Source organism: Streptomyces gardneri (genome assembly GCF_006539185.1).
Taxonomy (GTDB): Bacteria; Actinomycetota; Actinomycetes; order Streptomycetales; family Streptomycetaceae; genus Streptomyces; species Streptomyces gardneri.
The window spans coordinates 1-15,105 of record NZ_BJMN01000043.1; the positions used below are offsets into that span (position 1 = coordinate 1).

General features: G+C 71.9%; 13 protein-coding genes. 4 read left to right on the forward strand and 9 right to left on the reverse strand.

Going from position 1 to position 15,105, the window contains the following annotated elements; genetic code table 11:
- A partial coding sequence (locus SGA01_RS29720; RefSeq protein ID WP_304364581.1) for an S-adenosylmethionine synthetase N-terminal domain-containing protein occupies positions 1-223 on the reverse strand: 223 nt, incomplete at its 3' end.
- A gap of 322 nt (positions 224-545) precedes the next feature.
- Here SGA01_RS29720 and SGA01_RS29725 point away from each other — a divergent pair.
- Positions 546-2,942 (forward strand): glycoside hydrolase family 84 protein, encoded by a 2,397-nt coding sequence (locus tag SGA01_RS29725; RefSeq protein ID WP_167534218.1) that lies wholly within the window; start codon positions 546-548, stop codon positions 2,940-2,942.
- Positions 2,943-3,027: 85 nt separating this feature from the next.
- Here SGA01_RS29725 and SGA01_RS29730 read toward each other — a convergent pair whose 3' ends face one another.
- On the reverse strand, positions 3,028-4,080 hold the full coding sequence (locus SGA01_RS29730; protein ID WP_141300228.1) for an NAD(P)-dependent alcohol dehydrogenase: 1,053 nt from the start codon (positions 4,078-4,080) through the stop codon (positions 3,028-3,030).
- Between the two features lie 128 nt (positions 4,081-4,208).
- Between SGA01_RS29730 and SGA01_RS29735 the strand changes: the two genes are divergently transcribed.
- Positions 4,209-5,075 carry a helix-turn-helix transcriptional regulator gene (locus tag SGA01_RS29735; protein ID WP_141300230.1) on the forward strand — a complete coding sequence of 289 codons (867 nt, stop codon included), beginning with the start codon at positions 4,209-4,211 and terminating at the stop codon, positions 5,073-5,075.
- 51 nt (positions 5,076-5,126) lie between these two features.
- Here the strand turns inward: SGA01_RS29735 and SGA01_RS29740 are convergent, their stop codons facing one another.
- On the reverse strand, positions 5,127-6,395 hold the full coding sequence (locus SGA01_RS29740) for a L,D-transpeptidase (RefSeq protein WP_141300232.1): 1,269 nt from the start codon (positions 6,393-6,395) through the stop codon (positions 5,127-5,129).
- A gap of 193 nt (positions 6,396-6,588) precedes the next feature.
- Positions 6,589-6,963: a hypothetical protein gene (locus SGA01_RS29745; RefSeq protein ID WP_141300234.1), complete on the reverse strand. Its 375-nt coding sequence runs from the start codon at positions 6,961-6,963 to the stop codon at positions 6,589-6,591.
- Between the two features lie 111 nt (positions 6,964-7,074).
- Here SGA01_RS29745 and SGA01_RS29750 point away from each other — a divergent pair, with 111 nt between their 5' ends.
- On the forward strand, positions 7,075-7,350 hold the full coding sequence (locus SGA01_RS29750) for a hypothetical protein (protein WP_174867540.1): 276 nt from the start codon (positions 7,075-7,077) through the stop codon (positions 7,348-7,350).
- A gap of 130 nt (positions 7,351-7,480) precedes the next feature.
- On the opposite strand, the gene hutH is transcribed toward SGA01_RS29750, so the two are convergent.
- The 3 genes from hutH to SGA01_RS29765 form a co-directional block, all read right to left on the reverse strand.
- Positions 7,481-9,022, reverse strand: coding sequence for a histidine ammonia-lyase (gene hutH, locus SGA01_RS29755; protein WP_141300352.1), 1,542 nt, complete (start codon positions 9,020-9,022; stop codon positions 7,481-7,483).
- Positions 9,023-9,166: 144 nt separating this feature from the next.
- Positions 9,167-11,305, reverse strand: coding sequence for a tetratricopeptide repeat protein (locus tag SGA01_RS29760; protein ID WP_141300236.1), 2,139 nt, complete (start codon positions 11,303-11,305; stop codon positions 9,167-9,169).
- Positions 11,302-11,700, reverse strand: a complete 399-nt coding sequence (locus tag SGA01_RS29765; protein WP_024756774.1) for a hypothetical protein — start codon at positions 11,698-11,700, stop codon at positions 11,302-11,304. The genes SGA01_RS29760 and SGA01_RS29765 overlap by 4 nt, the downstream gene beginning before the upstream one ends.
- Before the next feature lie 75 nt (positions 11,701-11,775).
- Between SGA01_RS29765 and SGA01_RS29770 the strand changes: the two genes are divergently transcribed.
- Positions 11,776-12,795: a hypothetical protein gene (locus tag SGA01_RS29770; protein ID WP_141300238.1), complete on the forward strand. Its 1,020-nt coding sequence runs from the start codon at positions 11,776-11,778 to the stop codon at positions 12,793-12,795.
- Positions 12,796-12,827: 32 nt separating this feature from the next.
- Here the strand turns inward: SGA01_RS29770 and SGA01_RS29775 are convergent, their stop codons facing one another.
- Together SGA01_RS29775 and SGA01_RS29780 are read right to left on the reverse strand one after the other, a co-directional pair.
- Positions 12,828-13,349 carry a hypothetical protein gene (locus SGA01_RS29775; RefSeq protein ID WP_141300240.1) on the reverse strand — a complete coding sequence of 174 codons (522 nt, stop codon included), beginning with the start codon at positions 13,347-13,349 and terminating at the stop codon, positions 12,828-12,830.
- A gap of 65 nt (positions 13,350-13,414) precedes the next feature.
- A complete protein-coding gene (locus SGA01_RS29780; RefSeq protein ID WP_141300242.1) occupies positions 13,415-14,629 on the reverse strand; it encodes an esterase/lipase family protein in 1,215 nt (404 codons plus the stop codon).
- Positions 14,630-15,105 lie beyond the last annotated feature (476 nt).

Genomic DNA, 15,105 nt, shown 5'->3' on the forward strand with positions numbered 1-15,105 from the left:
CCAGGATCTTGCTCCTGACGAGGGCGGGGATGTCCGCCCAGGCCTTGGTCGTCACCTCGCCGGCGACGTGCACCAGACCGGTGGTGATCAGCGTCTCGACCGCGACGCGCGACGTGGGGTCCTCTCGCAGCAGTGCGTCGAGGATGGTGTCGCTGATCTGGTCAGCGATCTTGTCCGGGTGACCCTCGGTGACGGACTCCGAGGTGAACAGACGACGGGACACAACGCTCCCTGGGGTTGCAGCGGCTGCTGACTACACATGACGGACCGGAAGCGGACCGGCCGGCGGACGGCCGACGGACGGCCGAACCGGATCACATTGAATCCGGCCGCTCCAGGCACCGCCAGAGCAACTCCCCCCTGAAGAGGGCGATAAATCCCCCTGGCCCACCCCCTATTGGCGCACAGGGAGCGCACGGCCGGCGGCCGTGCGCCCACCCCCCTACCTAGGGGCGTTGACCTGCGCCCTTAGGGCTGATGTGGTCCCTAGTGCTCCTGACCGATACCCGCGGCCCGTCCGCGCGCGACCCGTGGAGAGCGCCCCCATGCCCTCGACCCGTATCACAGGCGAACCCGGACGCACCCCGCCTCGGATCGCCACCGCCGCCGCGCTGACCCTGGCCCTGGGACTGCCCCTGGCCCTGCCGGCGAGCGCGGCCCCGGCAGACTCCGCCTCGGCGGACTCCGCCCCGGCCCCCACCGCGTACGCCACCGCCGCCGTCACGCCCACCCCGCAGCAGTTCGCGCAGCGGGCCGACGCCGTCACCGTCACCCCGACCGTGACGCTGGTGACCGACCCGCGGACCGACCCGGCCGCCCTCCAGGTGGTCGAGAAGGCCCTGCGCGACGCGGGCGCCCGTACCCTCCAGAAGGCCGCCGCCCCCGTCCGCGGCCAACTGACCGTCCACGTCGGCGGAGTACGGGAGAACCCGGCCTCGGCCGGCGCCCTGACCGCCCTCGGCGTCCCCGGCCCGGCCGGCCTGCCCGCCGACGGCTACGTCCTCGCGGCGGGCCGCTCCGCCGAGGGCACGGAGCGGATCGTGCTCTCCGGCGTCGACGCCCGGGGCACCTACTACGCCGCCCAGTCGCTGCGCCAACTGCTGCCGCGCACCACCCTGTCCGGGGCCCGCCTCCAGGGCGTGACCGTGCGGGACTGGCCGGCCGCCGCCGCGCGCGGTGTGGTCGAGGGCTTCTACGACACGCCGTGGACCCACGCGACCCGCCTCGACCAGCTCGACTACTACGGCGAGCACAAGCTCGACACGTACATCTACTCGCCGAAGGACGACCCGTACCTCCGGGCCAAGTGGCGCGAGCCCTATCCGGCCACCGAGGTGACCCGGATCCGGGAGCTGTCCGACCGGGCCCGCGCACGGCACGTCGACTTCACGTACGCCGTCTCCCCCGGGCTCTCCGTCTGCTACAGCGCGCCCGAGGAGGCCCAGGCGCTGGTCGCCAAGCTGGAGAGCGTCTGGGGCATCGGCGTCCGGTCGTTCTCCGTGCCGCTGGACGACATCAACTACACGACGTGGAACTGTGAGGCCGACAAGGAGCGGTTCGGCACGGGCGGCGCCGCCGCGGGCGAGGCCCAGGCGCTGTTCGTGAACCGGGTGAACGAGGGCCTGCGCGCCGCGCATCCGGACGCCGCCCCGCTCCAGACGGTGCCGACGGAGTACTACGACCTCGAGGCGACGCCGTACAAGAAGGTCCTGGAGGAGAAGCTCGCGGACGGGGTCCTCGTCCAGTGGACCGGCACCGCGGGCATCGCCCCGGCCATCACCCGCGCCCAGGCCGCCGAGGCCAAGCGGCTCTTCGGCCACGACGTGCTGCTCTGGGACAACTTCCCGGTCAACGACTACGTCCCCGGCCGGCTGATGCTCGGCCCGCTGGAGGGCCGCGAGAAGGGCCTCCCGGGGGACCTCGCCGGCTACACGGCGAACCCGATGCCGCAGGCCGACGCCTCCAAGATCGGGCTGTTCACGGTCGCCGAGTACCTCTGGAGCGACCGCGCCTACGACCCGGGCACCGCGTGGACCGCCGCGCTCGCGGAGCGCGCGGGCGGCGACCGGCGCGTCCGGCAGGCGCTGCGGACCTTCGCCGACGGCAGCTTCTTCTCCCGGACGACCGGCCGCCAGTCCCCCGAACTCGCCGCCGCCATCGCCTGCTTCCGCAGGGCGGCCACCGGCGACCGCGCCGCCGCCGCCGTCCTGGACGGGAAGCTCGCCGCGTTCGAGAACGCTCCGGCCGTCCTCCGGGCCGACCTGCCCGACCGCCGCTTCGTCGAGCAGACGGGACCCTGGCTGAACTCCGCCGAGGCCTGGGGGACAGCGGCCCGCACCGCGCTCGCCCTGACCGGCGCCGTACGCGAGGGCGACACCGCCGAGGCGGCGCGCCTGCGCGCACTCCTCCCGGGCCGGGTCGCGCACGCCCAGTCCTACACGTACACCCACCTGTACGGGCTGAAGATCCCGGTCATCGTCGCCGACGGGGTGCTGGACGCCTTCGTCCTCGACGCCGTCGCCGAGCACGACGTCTCGCTCGGCGTCACCCCCCGCCCGAAGGCCTTCACCAATCTGGAGGCGGACCAGGAGAACCTGATCCCGCGCGCCGTCGACGGTGACGACTCGACGCACTTCCGCGGCCTCTGGGACCCGAAGCCCGGCGCCCTCGTCGGCCTCGACCTGCGGGCCGAGCGGGCGGTCGGCAGGGTCGAGCTGGCGCTCGGCGCGTCCGACCGGCCGCAGGGCTACCCCCGCCGCGGCGTGGTCGAGCACTCCCTGGACGGTACGGACTGGCAGCCGCTCGGCGAGCTGTCGGGCGGCCCCGACACCGTCCTGACGGCCCCGGCCGGCACCAGGGCGCGGTACGTCAGGCTGCGGACCACCGAGGCGCAGACCGGTCTGGAGACGTGGCTGACGGTGCGGGAGTTCCGCGTGAGCTGACGACCGCACGCGGTCGTCACGACGAAGGGGCCGGGGCGGCGGCACGCCCCGGCCCCCTCCTGCGCCCTCCCCCTACGTCACAGGATCAGATCGTCGACGTGTCGATGACGAAGCGGTACCGGACGTCGCTCGCGACGACCCGCTCGTACGCCTCGTTGATCTGCTCCGCGCCGATCACCTCGATCTCGGAGCCGAGACCGTGTGCGGCGCAGAAGTCGAGCATCTCCTGCGTCTCGGCGATACCCCCGATCATCGACCCGGCGAGGGTCTTGCGGCCGCCGATGAGGGAGAAGAGGTTGAGCGCGACGGGCTCCTCGGGCGCGCCGACGTTGACCAGGGCGCCGTCCGTCTTCACCAGGCTCAGGTAGGCGCCGAAGTCCAGCGGCGCGGAGACGGTGGAGATGATCAGGTCGAAGGTGCCGGCGAGCTTCGTGAAGGTCTCCGGGTCGCTCGTCGCGTAGTAGTGGTCGGCGCCCAGCTTGAGGCCGTCCTCCTGCTTCTTCAGCGACTGGCTGAGCACGGTCACCTCGGCGCCGAGCGCGTGGGCGATCTTGACGCCCATGTGCCCGAGGCCGCCGAGGCCGACGATCGCGACCTTCTTGCCGGGGCCGGCCTGCCAGTGGGCGAGCGGCGAGTAGAGGGTGATGCCGGCGCAGAGCAGCGGCGCGGCCTCGTCGAGGGCGATGCCCTCGGGGATGCGGAGGGTGTAGTTCTCGTCGACGACGATCCGGGTCGAGTAGCCGCCGTAGGTCGGCTCGCCGTCCTTGCCGAGCGCGTTGTACGTGCCGGTCATGCCCTGCGTGCAGTACTGCTCGAGGCCCTGCCGGCAGTACGCGCACTCACGGCAGGAGTCGACGAAGCAGCCGACGCCGACCCGGTCGCCGACCTTGTGCTTCGTGACCCCGGGGCCGACCTCCGCGACGATGCCGGCGATCTCGTGACCGGGGACCATCGGGAAGATGCCCTCGCCCCAGCCGTCGCGCGCCTGGTGGATGTCCGAGTGGCAGATGCCGGCGTACTTGATGTCGATGAGGACGTCGTGCTCGCCGACGGCCCGGCGCGGGACGGTGGTGCGCTCCAGCGGGGCGTTGGCGGCGGGTGCGGCGTAGGCGGGGACGGTGGTCGCGTTCGTGGTCATGGCTCCAGCCTGCGGGAAGCCTCGGACATCACCCAGACACCTGCTCTGCCTACGACCGCTGTGCCTACCACTGGCAGGGACAGGTACGTACGTCCGCCCGGTCGTACGACCTGGGATAATCGGGACGCATGGATCTCAGTGCCGAACTCAGCGAATTCCTGCGCTCGCGCCGGGCCCGGCTGAAGCCGGAGGACGTGGGGCTGCCGGAGTTCGGGCGCCATCGTCGCGTGCCGGGGCTGCGCCGGGAGGAGCTCGCGCAGCTGGCCGGTGTCTCCGTCGCGTACTACACGCGCCTCGAACAGGGCAACGGCAGGAACGTGTCCATGGAGGTGCTGGACTCGATCGCGCGGGCGCTGCGGCTGAGCGACACGGAGCGGGCGCATCTGACGCACCTGGCGAAGCCCACGATGAAGAAGCGGCAGCGGGCGGCGATCGCGCGTCCGCAGCGGATCCGTCCGGGGCTCCTCCACCTCCTCGACTCGATGGACGGGGTGCCCGCCGCCCTCGTGGGCCGGCGCCTCGACATCCTGGCCTGGAACCGGATGGCGCGGGCGCTGATGGGCGACTTCGCGGCCTGGGAGCCGGAGGAGCGGAACATGGCCCGGATGATCTTCCTCGATCCGAACGCGCGCGACCTGTACATCGACTGGGAGTGCAAGGCGACCGAGATCGTGAGCGTGCTCCGGCTGTACGCGGGCTGCTACCCGGACGATCCGCAGCTGCTCGCGCTGGTGGGCGAGCTGTCGGTGAAGAGCGAGGAGTTCCGCTCCCTGTGGGCGGCGCACACGGTGGCCGACAAGGGGCACGGGACGAAGCGGCTGCGGCATCCGCTGGTGGGCGAGATGACCCTGATGTACGAGTCGATGAAGGTGGCGGGCGACGATCCGGACCTGGTGCTCGTGACGTACCACGCGGAGCCGGGGACGGCCTCGGCGGACGCGCTGCGGCTGCTCGCCCAATGGGGCGTGGACGAGCCCGCTCCCGTACGGGAGTGACGACGAGGCCCCCTCCACCAGGAGGGGGCCTCGTCTGCGTACACGGGGGGATCAGACCTCCGAGCCGGCCTTCCAGTCCGCCCAGCTCATGTTCCAGCCGTTGAGGCCGTTGTCGGGGGCGATCGTCTTGTCCTTGGAGTTCTGGACGATCACGACGTCACCGACGATCGAGTGGTCGAAGAGCCAGGCGGCCTGCTGGTTCGGGTCGCCGGCGCCCTTGACGTCGTTCAGACCGACGCAGCCGTGGCTGGTGTTGGCGGAGCCGAAGATCGAGTCCGGGCCCCAGTAGTTGCCGTGGATGAAGGTGCCCGACGTGGACAGGCGCATGGCGTGCGGCACGTCCTTGATGTCGTACTCGCCCTTGCCGTCGTCGTCGGTGAAGCCGACGGTCGCGCCGTTCATCCGGGTCTCCTTGAACTTCTCGGAGATCACCATCTGACCGTTGTAGGTCGGGTTGTCCGGGGAGCCGGCGGAGATCGGGATCGTCTTGATCGTCTTGCCGTCCTGCGTGACCGTCATGGTCTTGGTGGCGACGTCGACGGTCGAGACCTGGTTGCGGCCGATCTTGAAGGTGACGGTCTTCTGCTGGACGCCGAAGACGCCGTCCGCGCCCTCGACACCGTCGAGGTCGAGCTTCAGCGTGACCGTGGAGCCCTCGGTCCAGTACTTCTCGGGGCGGAAGTCGAGGCGCTGACCGTTGAACCAGTGCCCGACGACCTCCTGACCGGCGCTGGAGGTGACGGTGATGCCGCCCTGGACGGCGGCCTTGTCGGTGATCGCCTTGTTGAAGTTGATCGAGACGGGCATGCCGACGCCGACGGTCGAGCCGTCCTCCGGGGTGAAGCTCCCGATGAAGCTGTTGGCCTTCGAGACCGTCGTGAAGGACGAGTTCTCGTGGGCCTCCAGGCCGGCCGCGTCCGTGGCGGTGGCGGCGATCTTGTAGACCGTGGCCCGCTCCAGCTGCTCGCTCGGCTTCCAGCTCAGCCCGTCGGCCGCTATCTCGCCCTTGACCGCGGCGCCCTCGGCGGACGTCATGGTGACGTCGGTGAGCTTGCCCTCGGTGACGGTGACCTTGGCGTCGTTGTTGATCGACGCGTTCTGGGTGCCGGACTTGGGCGCGATGGTGATCTGCGCCTTCGAGGTCTTGGCCGCCTCGGCCGCCTCGTCGACCTGCGACTGTGACGGTGGCGTCGTGGACCCGGAGGCGCTGCCGCCGTTGTCGTCGTTGCACGCCGAGAGCACCAGCACGCCGCCGAGCACCGCGGCCGCGACCGCCAGGCTCTTGCGGCGCTTGCCGTCCGTCATCACACGCATCTCCATCGTCGCCGATTCCCTAGCCAATGCTTGCCAACGCTTACCTAAATACCCATGACACCCCGTCCGGTTCCGGAACCGGACGGTTTGTGGGGAACACCACTGTTCGACACGCACGGGTGGTACGCATGGTTCCCGAGGCCATGAGAAAGGCCCCGGGACACCGTCCCGAGGCCTGTGAGCCGGTGGTCCGCTCCCCTTAGGCCCGGCCGTCGCCGTCCATGTCTTCCGTGTCTTCGGTGTCTTCCCCGTCTTCCGCTTCCCCATCTTCCTCGCCCAGGTCCCACTCCAGGGCATCGGGGTCGTACTCGACCTCCTCGGTGCTCCAGGAGGCCTGGACCATCTCGATCCCGGGGACCTCACGGATCAGGTCGAAGGGCTCGACCAGGTAGGCGAGGGCCTCGGCGCTGTCCTCGCGGGCGGCGGCGCGGGCCTGGACGCGCTCCTCCTCGGGCATGAACTCGTCGCCGTCGATCCGGCCCTCTGCGGCCTCGGTCAGCTCGGCGGGACCGTCGATCTCCAGGACCAGATCGACACGAAGTCGCACGAAGCGCGTTGTCTCGGAAGTACTCATGCGTCGGAGCGTAGGGTCACCCGGCTCCCGGCTTTCCCGCGACCCGCTGTTTTCATTAGCATCTGCGGACCGACCGATGTGCGGTTTCCTCAAAGGGGGATCGAAATTTCCGTGTCCGCCGCCCGACGCCCACTTCTCACCGCCACCGCGGCGGGAACACTGCTGTGCGCCCTGTGGTTCGTACCGTCCGCCAACGCCACCGACGAGCAGGGCGGTGTCCGGGTCGGGATCGGCATCATCCACGACGACCCCGCCGCGGACGAGGCCCGTCTCGCGGAGACCGGAAACCTGGACACGACGCCGTACCTGCTGGGCGGGACGGGGTTCCTGGGGGTCGGCGCGGGTTTCGTGGCCCTGGCGATGAGACAGCGGGGCAGGGCTTCCTGAACCCCTGAACCCCGGAGCCCCGGAGCCTCTGAGCCCGGAGCCTCTGAGCCCTGGACACACCGAAGGGCCCACCCGGACTCCGGGTGGGCCCTTCGCCGCACATACGGCCTTCGCCGTACGTACGGGACGACTACGCCAGCGGCCCGGTGACGGGCTCCACGGCGGCGACCAGCCTCCCCTCGCTGACGAAGGTGTCGGCGGCGGCCAGGTCGGGCGCGAGGAACCGGTCCGGGCCGGGACCCTCGACACCGGCGGCGCGCAGCGCGTCGATGGCGGCCTGGGAGGCGGGCGCCGGGGTGAGGCCCTCGCGGAGCTCGATGCCCCGGGTCGCGGCGTACAGCTCGACCGCGATGATCCGGTTCAGGTTGCCGATCGCGGTGCGCAGCTTGCGGGCGGCGGACCAGCCCATGGAGACGTGGTCCTCCTGCATGGCGGAGGACGGGATGGAGTCGGCGGAGGCCGGGACGGCGAGCCGCTTCATCTCGCTGACCAGGGCGGCCTGCGTGTACTGGGCGATCATCAGGCCCGAGTCGACGCCGGCGTCCTCCGCGAGGAACGGCGGCAGGCCGTGCGAGCGGTTCTTGTCGAGGAGCCGGTCGGTGCGGCGCTCGGCGATCGAGCCGAGGTCGGCGGCGGCGATCGCGAGGAAGTCGAGGACGTACGCGACGGGGGCGCCGTGGAAGTTGCCGTTGGAGGCGACGCGGCCGTCGGCGAGGACGACGGGGTTGTCGACGGCGGCGGCGAGCTCGCGCTCGGCGACGAGCCGGGCGTGGGCCATGGTGTCGCGGCCGGCGCCGGCGACCTGCGGGGCGCAGCGCACGGAGTAGGCGTCCTGGACGCGGGGCGCCTCACCGGCGAGGGCGTGCCCGGTCAGTCCGGACCCCTTGAGCACGGCCAGCATGTTGGCGGCGGAGGCGGCCTGGCCGGGGTGCGGACGGATGGCGTGCAGCTCGGGCTCGAGGACCTTCTCGGTGCCGAGGAGGGCTTCGAGGGAGAGCGCGGCGGTGATGTCGGCCGACTTGTAGAGGGTGTCGAGGTCGGCGAGGGCCATGACCAGCATGCCGAGCATGCCGTCGGTGCCGTTGAGGAGGGCGAGGCCCTCCTTCTCCTTGAGCTCGACGGGCGCGATGCCGTGCGCGGCGAGCAGCTCGCCGGCGGGCTTCAGCTCGCCGTCGGGACCCTCGGCGTCCCCTTCGCCCATCAGGGCGAGGGCGCAGTGGGAGAGCGGGGCGAGGTCGCCGGAGCAGCCGAGGGAGCCGTACTCGTGGACGACGGGGGTGATGCCGGCGTTGAGGACGTCGGCCATGGTCTGCGCGACCTCGGGGCGGACGCCGGTGTGGCCGGAGGCGACGGTCTTGAGCCGGAGGAACATCAGCGCGCGCACGACCTCGCGCTCGACGCGCGGGCCCATGCCGGCGGCGTGCGAGCGGACGATGTTGCGCTGGAGCTGGGCACGGAGCTCGTGGCTGATGTGCCGGGTGGCGAGCGCGCCGAAGCCGGTGGAGACGCCGTAGACGGGTTCGGGCTTGGCGGCGAGGGCGTCGATCACGTCCCGGGCGGCGGAGAGGGCGCGCACGGCCTCGGTCGACAGCTCGACGCGGGCGCCGTGGCGGGCGACGTCGATGACATCCTGCGGGGTCGTGCCGGACGTGCCGAGGACGACTGTCTGCATATCCATATTCAGCACCCTACGGACTGAAGACCGACCTGTCACTAGGTGATTTCGTCACCGGCTCGCCAGGGGACGGCCCCTTACCGACCGACGACCGTCGAGCCGGTGATCACTGGTGGGCTTCCAGTCTGCCGCGCTCAGGCGTCAACGGCGCAGGATGCGGCGCCAGAGGGGGCGGGAGGGGGCGCGCAACGCCGTCAGGGACTTCCGGTACTTGACGGTGTCGGGGTGCTCGGGGCCGAGCAGTCGCGTGAGCTCGGCCACCGCCTGGGCGAGCAGGTCGCGGGCCGGGTCTCGCGGGCCCAGCTCCCAGTAGGACATCGCGAGGCTGGCTCGGGCGAGAGCGGTGTGGGGGTGGTCGGCGCCCAGCACCCGCACCCGGTCGGCGAGCACGCGCTCCTCCAGGTCGACGGCTTCGCCGAGCCGCCCGGCGTAGTGGTAGACCGTCGACAGGCTGTGCCGGGTCATGAGCGTGCGGGGGTCGTCCGCGCCATAAGCGTGCTCGCTGTCGGCCAGGGCTCGCTCCCCGAAGGCGACTGCCTCGGTGAGCTGCCCCGCCTCGTAGTAGTGCACCACCAGGTTCGACCGGGCCGAGATCGACCCGTGATGCTCCGGCCCGAAGAGGCGCTCGTGGTCGGCGAGCACCTGCTCCATCAGCTCGGTGGCTTCGACGAGCCGCCCCGCCTGCCGGTACGAGCTGGCGAGGTTGCTCTTGCTCCTGAGGGTGTGAACGTGCTCGGGGCCCAGGACCCGTGTGCGGACGGCGAGGACGCGCTCCTCCAAGGCGATGGCCTCGGCGCTGCGACCCGCGCGCCAGTGGGCGACGGCCAGGTTGGCGGTGGCCTCCAGGGTGTACGGATGATCCGCCCCCAGGATCCGCACACTCGCGCCCGCGAATTCGCCCCAATAGTCCGTCGCGGCATCGATGAGGCCGGCATCGAGCAGGCTGTAGCCGATGGCGTACAGGACGAGATGACCCGTGGGGTCCCAGAGATACCCCCCCGCAGTCCCCGCGAGGGCCTCCGTATTGGCCCGCAGAACGGCCGCCAGGTCCCGGTGCGGCTGGTCCGGGTAGGGCCAGATCTCGTACAGGCCGTCGGCCGCCCCGACCGCCATGGCCCGCATGTCCTCCACCGACGTGGCCTCGCGCACCGCACGCGCCGTCAGCGCGTGCATCCGGACCACCCCCGCGTCGCACGTCAGCAGCGCGTACCGATGGAGCGCCCGCAGCGTCGCGGCCGCCTCGCACCCCCCGAGGTACTCCAGAACCGCCTTCGTTCGCCACAAGGCCTCCGGATGCCCCGCCGGGTCCAGCAGGGCGGCCAGCCCCAGCACCCGCCGAGCGACACCCGCGGGATCCGCCGCCTCCACCGCGTCCAGCGACAGGAGCAGCGTCGTCGCGATCTGCCGCCCGTACCCCTCGGCGTCGGCGGACGGCGGAAGGACCTCCGCGATGGACCGGCTCCCGCGGAACAGCTCCAGGTAGGCCCCGCACCCCAACCCGTGGTTGATCATGTACGCGGCGGCATGCCCGAGGGCCAGCGGCAGATGCCCCAGCTCCTCCGCCAGCTCGTCCACGGCCCCGTCCGCGAGCCCCCCCTCGTCGGCGAGCCGCGCCCGCAGATACGCGGCGGCCTCCCCCGCCTCGTACACGTCGACGGACACCCGCCGCCGCCCGCCCCCGGTCAACCGCGCGTCATGGAGCCGGGTCGTGGCGAGCACCCACCCGCTGCCGGTCCGACTCACCGGCCACCACCCCTCCACCGCACCGGGGTCGGTGATGTCGTCGAGGACGACGAGCCAGCGCCGCGAGGTGGTCGCGAGCCAGGCGAGGAACGCCCGGGCGTCGGCCTCGGGGTCCGCGCCGGTCACCCCGGGCGCCGCGACCCGCACCCCCGCCTCGGCGAACCGCGTGACGACCTGCTGGAGTTCACCGGCCGGCGCCCACACCACGAGGTCCACGCCCTCGGCGACGGCCTGAGCGGCATAGGACGCGGCGAGCTGCGACTTCCCGACCCCGCCGCCGCCCGACAGGACCTGCGTGAGGACCGCCGTCCCGCCCTCCTCCCGCACGGCGTCGATCCGCTCCCGCAGCCCCGTCCGGGGCTGGAAGGCGGAGGCGAGCGCGGGCACGGCGCCCACCTCCAGCGGCCAGCCGATGGCGAACTCGCCCTGCGGGGACGGCTGGTGCACGACAACAGAGCTGTACGGCCCGACCGCGCTGTACGAGGAGTCCCCGCCGACGGAGACACGCTCGGTCCCGCGCTTGCGCCAGAAGGTCACCGGCGCTCGCTCTCGTCGCCGAGCGCGCTGTCCGTCACGTCACCGAGGACCACCTTGCTCTCGGGCCCCACCCGCACGTCGTCGTCACTGCCACGAGCACGCCGGGGCCCTGTGCGGGGTGCCGTGCGCGGCCCGACGACCTTGGACCCGCGCCCGACGGCGCTGCCGCTGACGTCCCCGTCGATCACGGTCGCGCCCCGCCCGGCCCTGATGCGCCGCCCGGACGAGCCGGAGGGACCGACGAAGGTGTACGCGGCGACCGCCAGGCCCACCACCGCCCCGACGACACTGGCGATCCGGTCGCCGCTGTCCAGGTCGACGAAGACGGCGACCCCGATCAGTCCGAGCGCGACGACCCCGGCCGCCCACGCCACGACACGCCCCGTCGTCGTCATGCCCCACCCCGCTCGCACCTCGGCCAACACACCCTCACAACAGGCTAAATGAGCGCACCGACATAGGGTCGCCCCATGAGGAGAACCACCCCGCCCCGCCCACTCGACGTCGCGTCACTCTTCCCGGAACTGGCCGCCCACCGAGGCACGACCACCCGCCTGCACCCGCGCCCGGGCAAGCCCGACGTGACGGCGAGCTCGGTCGGCGGTCCGATGCTGTGGCCGGCGGACGAACCGTGGCCGGTGTGCACGGAGGCGCATGGACGGGGACGGGGGCGGCGCCCGGCGGACATCCGCCGGAAGCGCGAAGTCCAGGCCGCCGCGTGGACGCGGGAGCCGTACGAAGGCATGGCAGCGGAGGAACTCCGGCTCGTCGAGGACCTGGACCGCGAACACCGGGTGCCGGAGGCGAGCGACACCGACCCATTGCCCCTGCTCGCCCTCGCGCAGCTGTACGCGCGGGACGTCCCGGACCTCCCGCCGGGCCCGGACGGCGCCGACTTGCTCCAGGTCTTCTGGTGCCCTTTCGACGCGCACCGCCCCACCGGCTACAGCATGTTCCTCGACGTGCGCTGGCGCAGGTCGGGGGAGGTGGACGTGGAGAACATCCTGACGTCCCCGCCGCAACCGCAGGTCGTCGGCTACGAGGGGTACGTCCCCGAGCCCTGCGAGCTGCACCCGGAGCAGGTGGAGACGTTCCCCTTCGCGGGACTGCTGCCCGAGGAGCTGTGCGAGCGGATCTATGCGTGGGAGGAGGAGGCCGAGGAGCGGGACGACGAGGACGACCCGGTCTCGTACCAGTTCGACCTGTCGATCCCGCCCGGCTGGCAGGCCGGCGGATACGCGTCCTGGCACGTCACGGACCCGTACGCGATGGACTGCGCGGCGTGCGCGACGCCGATGCGCCTCCTGCTGACGGTCGGCACGTCCGAGTGGGGCGGCGGATACGAGAGCTGGACCCCGATCGAGGACGTGGGCCTGCGCCCGTACCCGCACGCCGTACCCACCGGGGTGGTCGTGGGCAACCACGGCCGGCTCAACGTCTTCGGCTGCCCGGCCGATCCGGACCACCCGCCGCGCTGGAGCGTGCAGTAGGGGTCGGACCGCGGGTGCGCAGGGGAAGTCGCTCAGTACCTCGGCTCCCGCGCGAAGCGACCGCAGGGCGACCGGAGTTCGGTGACGGCGTCCCAGAGAGTTTCGCGGTCGAAGAGTCCGACCGGCGCGTCCCCGTCCGACAGGACGTAGCGGATCGCGCCGAGGGAGTGGTCACCCCAGCCCTCGCGGTGGTGCATGCGGGCGAGGGTCCGGTCGCAACGGGGGCAGGCGAGCCACGGGACGACGACAAACGGGTCCGCCCTGACGGCGTCGGCCTGCTCGATGAGCTTCAGGGAACCATCGCCCGGGCCACCGTCGACGCACCGCCCGAGGTCGGGAGCGAGCGTCCCCCACACACCCCACTCCTCGGCGGCCACGGCGATCTCCGCCCGCGTCGTGTCGCTGATCGGCACCCGGTGCTTCAGCAGCGTCGTGACGAGGAGGTCGAGCCCGGCTTCCTGCTCTCCGATCTGCCGGCAGTCCGTGAACTCCTGGGCCTCGGCGGGCGGGAGGAGCGTGGCGTACCGGTCCCATCGGGCGGCTTCGTCGGTCATCCGGCTGACGCTACCCGTTCGGGCCGCCCGGCAGGCGGACAGCCCGAACCACGCACCACGGAGGATCAGTCGGGCAGCCGCTCCAGCAGCCACTCGCCGAGTTCCTGGGTGATGGCGGTGTGTCCCGTCGTCTCCGAGGACCAGATGAACTCGTCGACCTCGCTCTCCTCCTGAGGCAGGTCCTCGACGTGCGCGTAGAGGTCCTTCTGCTGGTCGATGTCGCGGATCGCGACCGCGCTGACCGTGGGAACGAAGCAGACGCTCTCGTGCCGCAGGTCGGTCTGCGCGCCGGCCTTCTTCAGCGTGTCGGCGAGGATGCCGTACGAGCGGAGGGTTCCGCCGGGGGCGCCGTCGAGTTCGGGGAAGCCGTTCGTGGTGATCGGCTTCTCGGCCGGGGGGAACCTCCGCTTCAGCTCGGCGACGATGACGTCCTTGCCCTCGGCCTGGGTGTAGAAGGTCGTGCCCGGGTAGATCCGCTCGACCTTCAGCGCGGTCTCGCCGGGCGGGATCGGGAGGCCCGTGCCGTCGCCGCGGCCGTTGGCGAGCGCCAGCTTGAGGGGAATCTGCGGCCAGTTGCCGACCTGCTCCAGCTCCTCCAGGAACTGCTTGCGCTCGGGGGCGATCCCGATCTCCCCGGTCTTCGGGTCGTAGTGCCGCCAGAGCAGCTGCCGGGCGGCCGGGCTGTTCATCTGCCGGGCGAAGGGGTTCGGCACCGGGATGAAGTGGGAGAACGCCTGGAGGCCGACGGGCACGACAGCGCCGCGGTGCGGGGTGTCGTAGGAGAAGTACAGGCGGACGCGGTGGTCCATCCGCCGCAGCTCCAACTTGGCCAGGGCGTAGCGGGTGATCAGGCCGCCCATGCTGAAGCCGCCCACGGTCAGCGGCGCGTCGCCCAGCTGCTCGGCGGTGGTCCGCAGGATGGCGGCCATCGCCGCTTCGGCGTTGTCCAGGATCGAGGCGGAGCGCTCGTCCAGGCCGAGCAGGATGACGTCACGGCCCCGGCGGCGCAGCTGGGTCAGGAGCGGGTAGTCGCGGTCGAGGCCGGCGTACAGCGCGGTCAGGTCGCTCTTGCCGAGGTTGAAGCCGTCGCACAGGATCACCGGCCGGGTGATCCCCTGGTTGCCCTCGCCGTAGAAGACGTGGGCGAAACCGTTCGGCAGTTCCCACTCCGCGTCCGGTGTCGGGACCGGATACGGCAGCGGGACCGGCGACTCTGCGCCGACGGGGGTGGCGAGGGTGAACTCCCCGACGATCCGCTCGGCCTGCTCTTGCTCGGACAAGATCTTTCTCCTTCGATTCACGCGCAGGGCACAGCAGCCCGCTCCGAAAGCGGACTGGGGGACTGTGAACAGCGCGGGGACAGGCCCATCGTCAGCGGTGCGGTCGCCCGGCAGCCTCGACCCGCCCGGGCCTTCATCCGTACGAAGGGACGGGTAGTGAACTGCGCATATGTTCCGCGCGCCCCCCGTTCGCCGTCACCGGGGGCACCGGCACAGGAGGCCTGCGGGCAGGCGAGGAGAACGGCCTCTGGTGGGGCCTGAACGGCGCCTTCTGAGTCCGATCGTCAGCCCCACGGGGCACCTCCCCTCCCCCACGCGGGGGAGGGGAGCGGTCCGCGGGGCCGATGTGACCGGGGCGGGCCCGGCAGGAGCGTGAACTACCAGGTCCACGGAAGCCGGAGGTCACGGTGGCTGTCCCCGAAACGACACGGACACGCGAGGGATCACCGCCCCTCGCTCCAACACCTCACCGACGG

Coding starts and splice junctions, on each gene's coding strand:
- SGA01_RS29725 (WP_167534218.1), top strand. CDS start 546: ATGCCCTCGACCCGTATCACAGGCGAACCCGGACGCACCCCGCCTCGG.
- SGA01_RS29730 (WP_141300228.1), bottom strand. CDS start 4,080: ATGACCACGAACGCGACCACCGTCCCCGCCTACGCCGCACCCGCCGCC.
- SGA01_RS29735 (WP_141300230.1), top strand. CDS start 4,209: ATGGATCTCAGTGCCGAACTCAGCGAATTCCTGCGCTCGCGCCGGGCC.
- SGA01_RS29740 (WP_141300232.1), bottom strand. CDS start 6,395: ATGGAGATGCGTGTGATGACGGACGGCAAGCGCCGCAAGAGCCTGGCG.
- SGA01_RS29745 (WP_141300234.1), bottom strand. CDS start 6,963: ATGAGTACTTCCGAGACAACGCGCTTCGTGCGACTTCGTGTCGATCTG.
- hutH (WP_141300352.1), bottom strand. CDS start 9,022: ATGCAGACAGTCGTCCTCGGCACGTCCGGCACGACCCCGCAGGATGTC.
- SGA01_RS29765 (WP_024756774.1), bottom strand. CDS start 11,700: ATGACGACGACGGGGCGTGTCGTGGCGTGGGCGGCCGGGGTCGTCGCG.
- SGA01_RS29770 (WP_141300238.1), top strand. CDS start 11,776: ATGAGGAGAACCACCCCGCCCCGCCCACTCGACGTCGCGTCACTCTTC.
- SGA01_RS29775 (WP_141300240.1), bottom strand. CDS start 13,349: ATGACCGACGAAGCCGCCCGATGGGACCGGTACGCCACGCTCCTCCCG.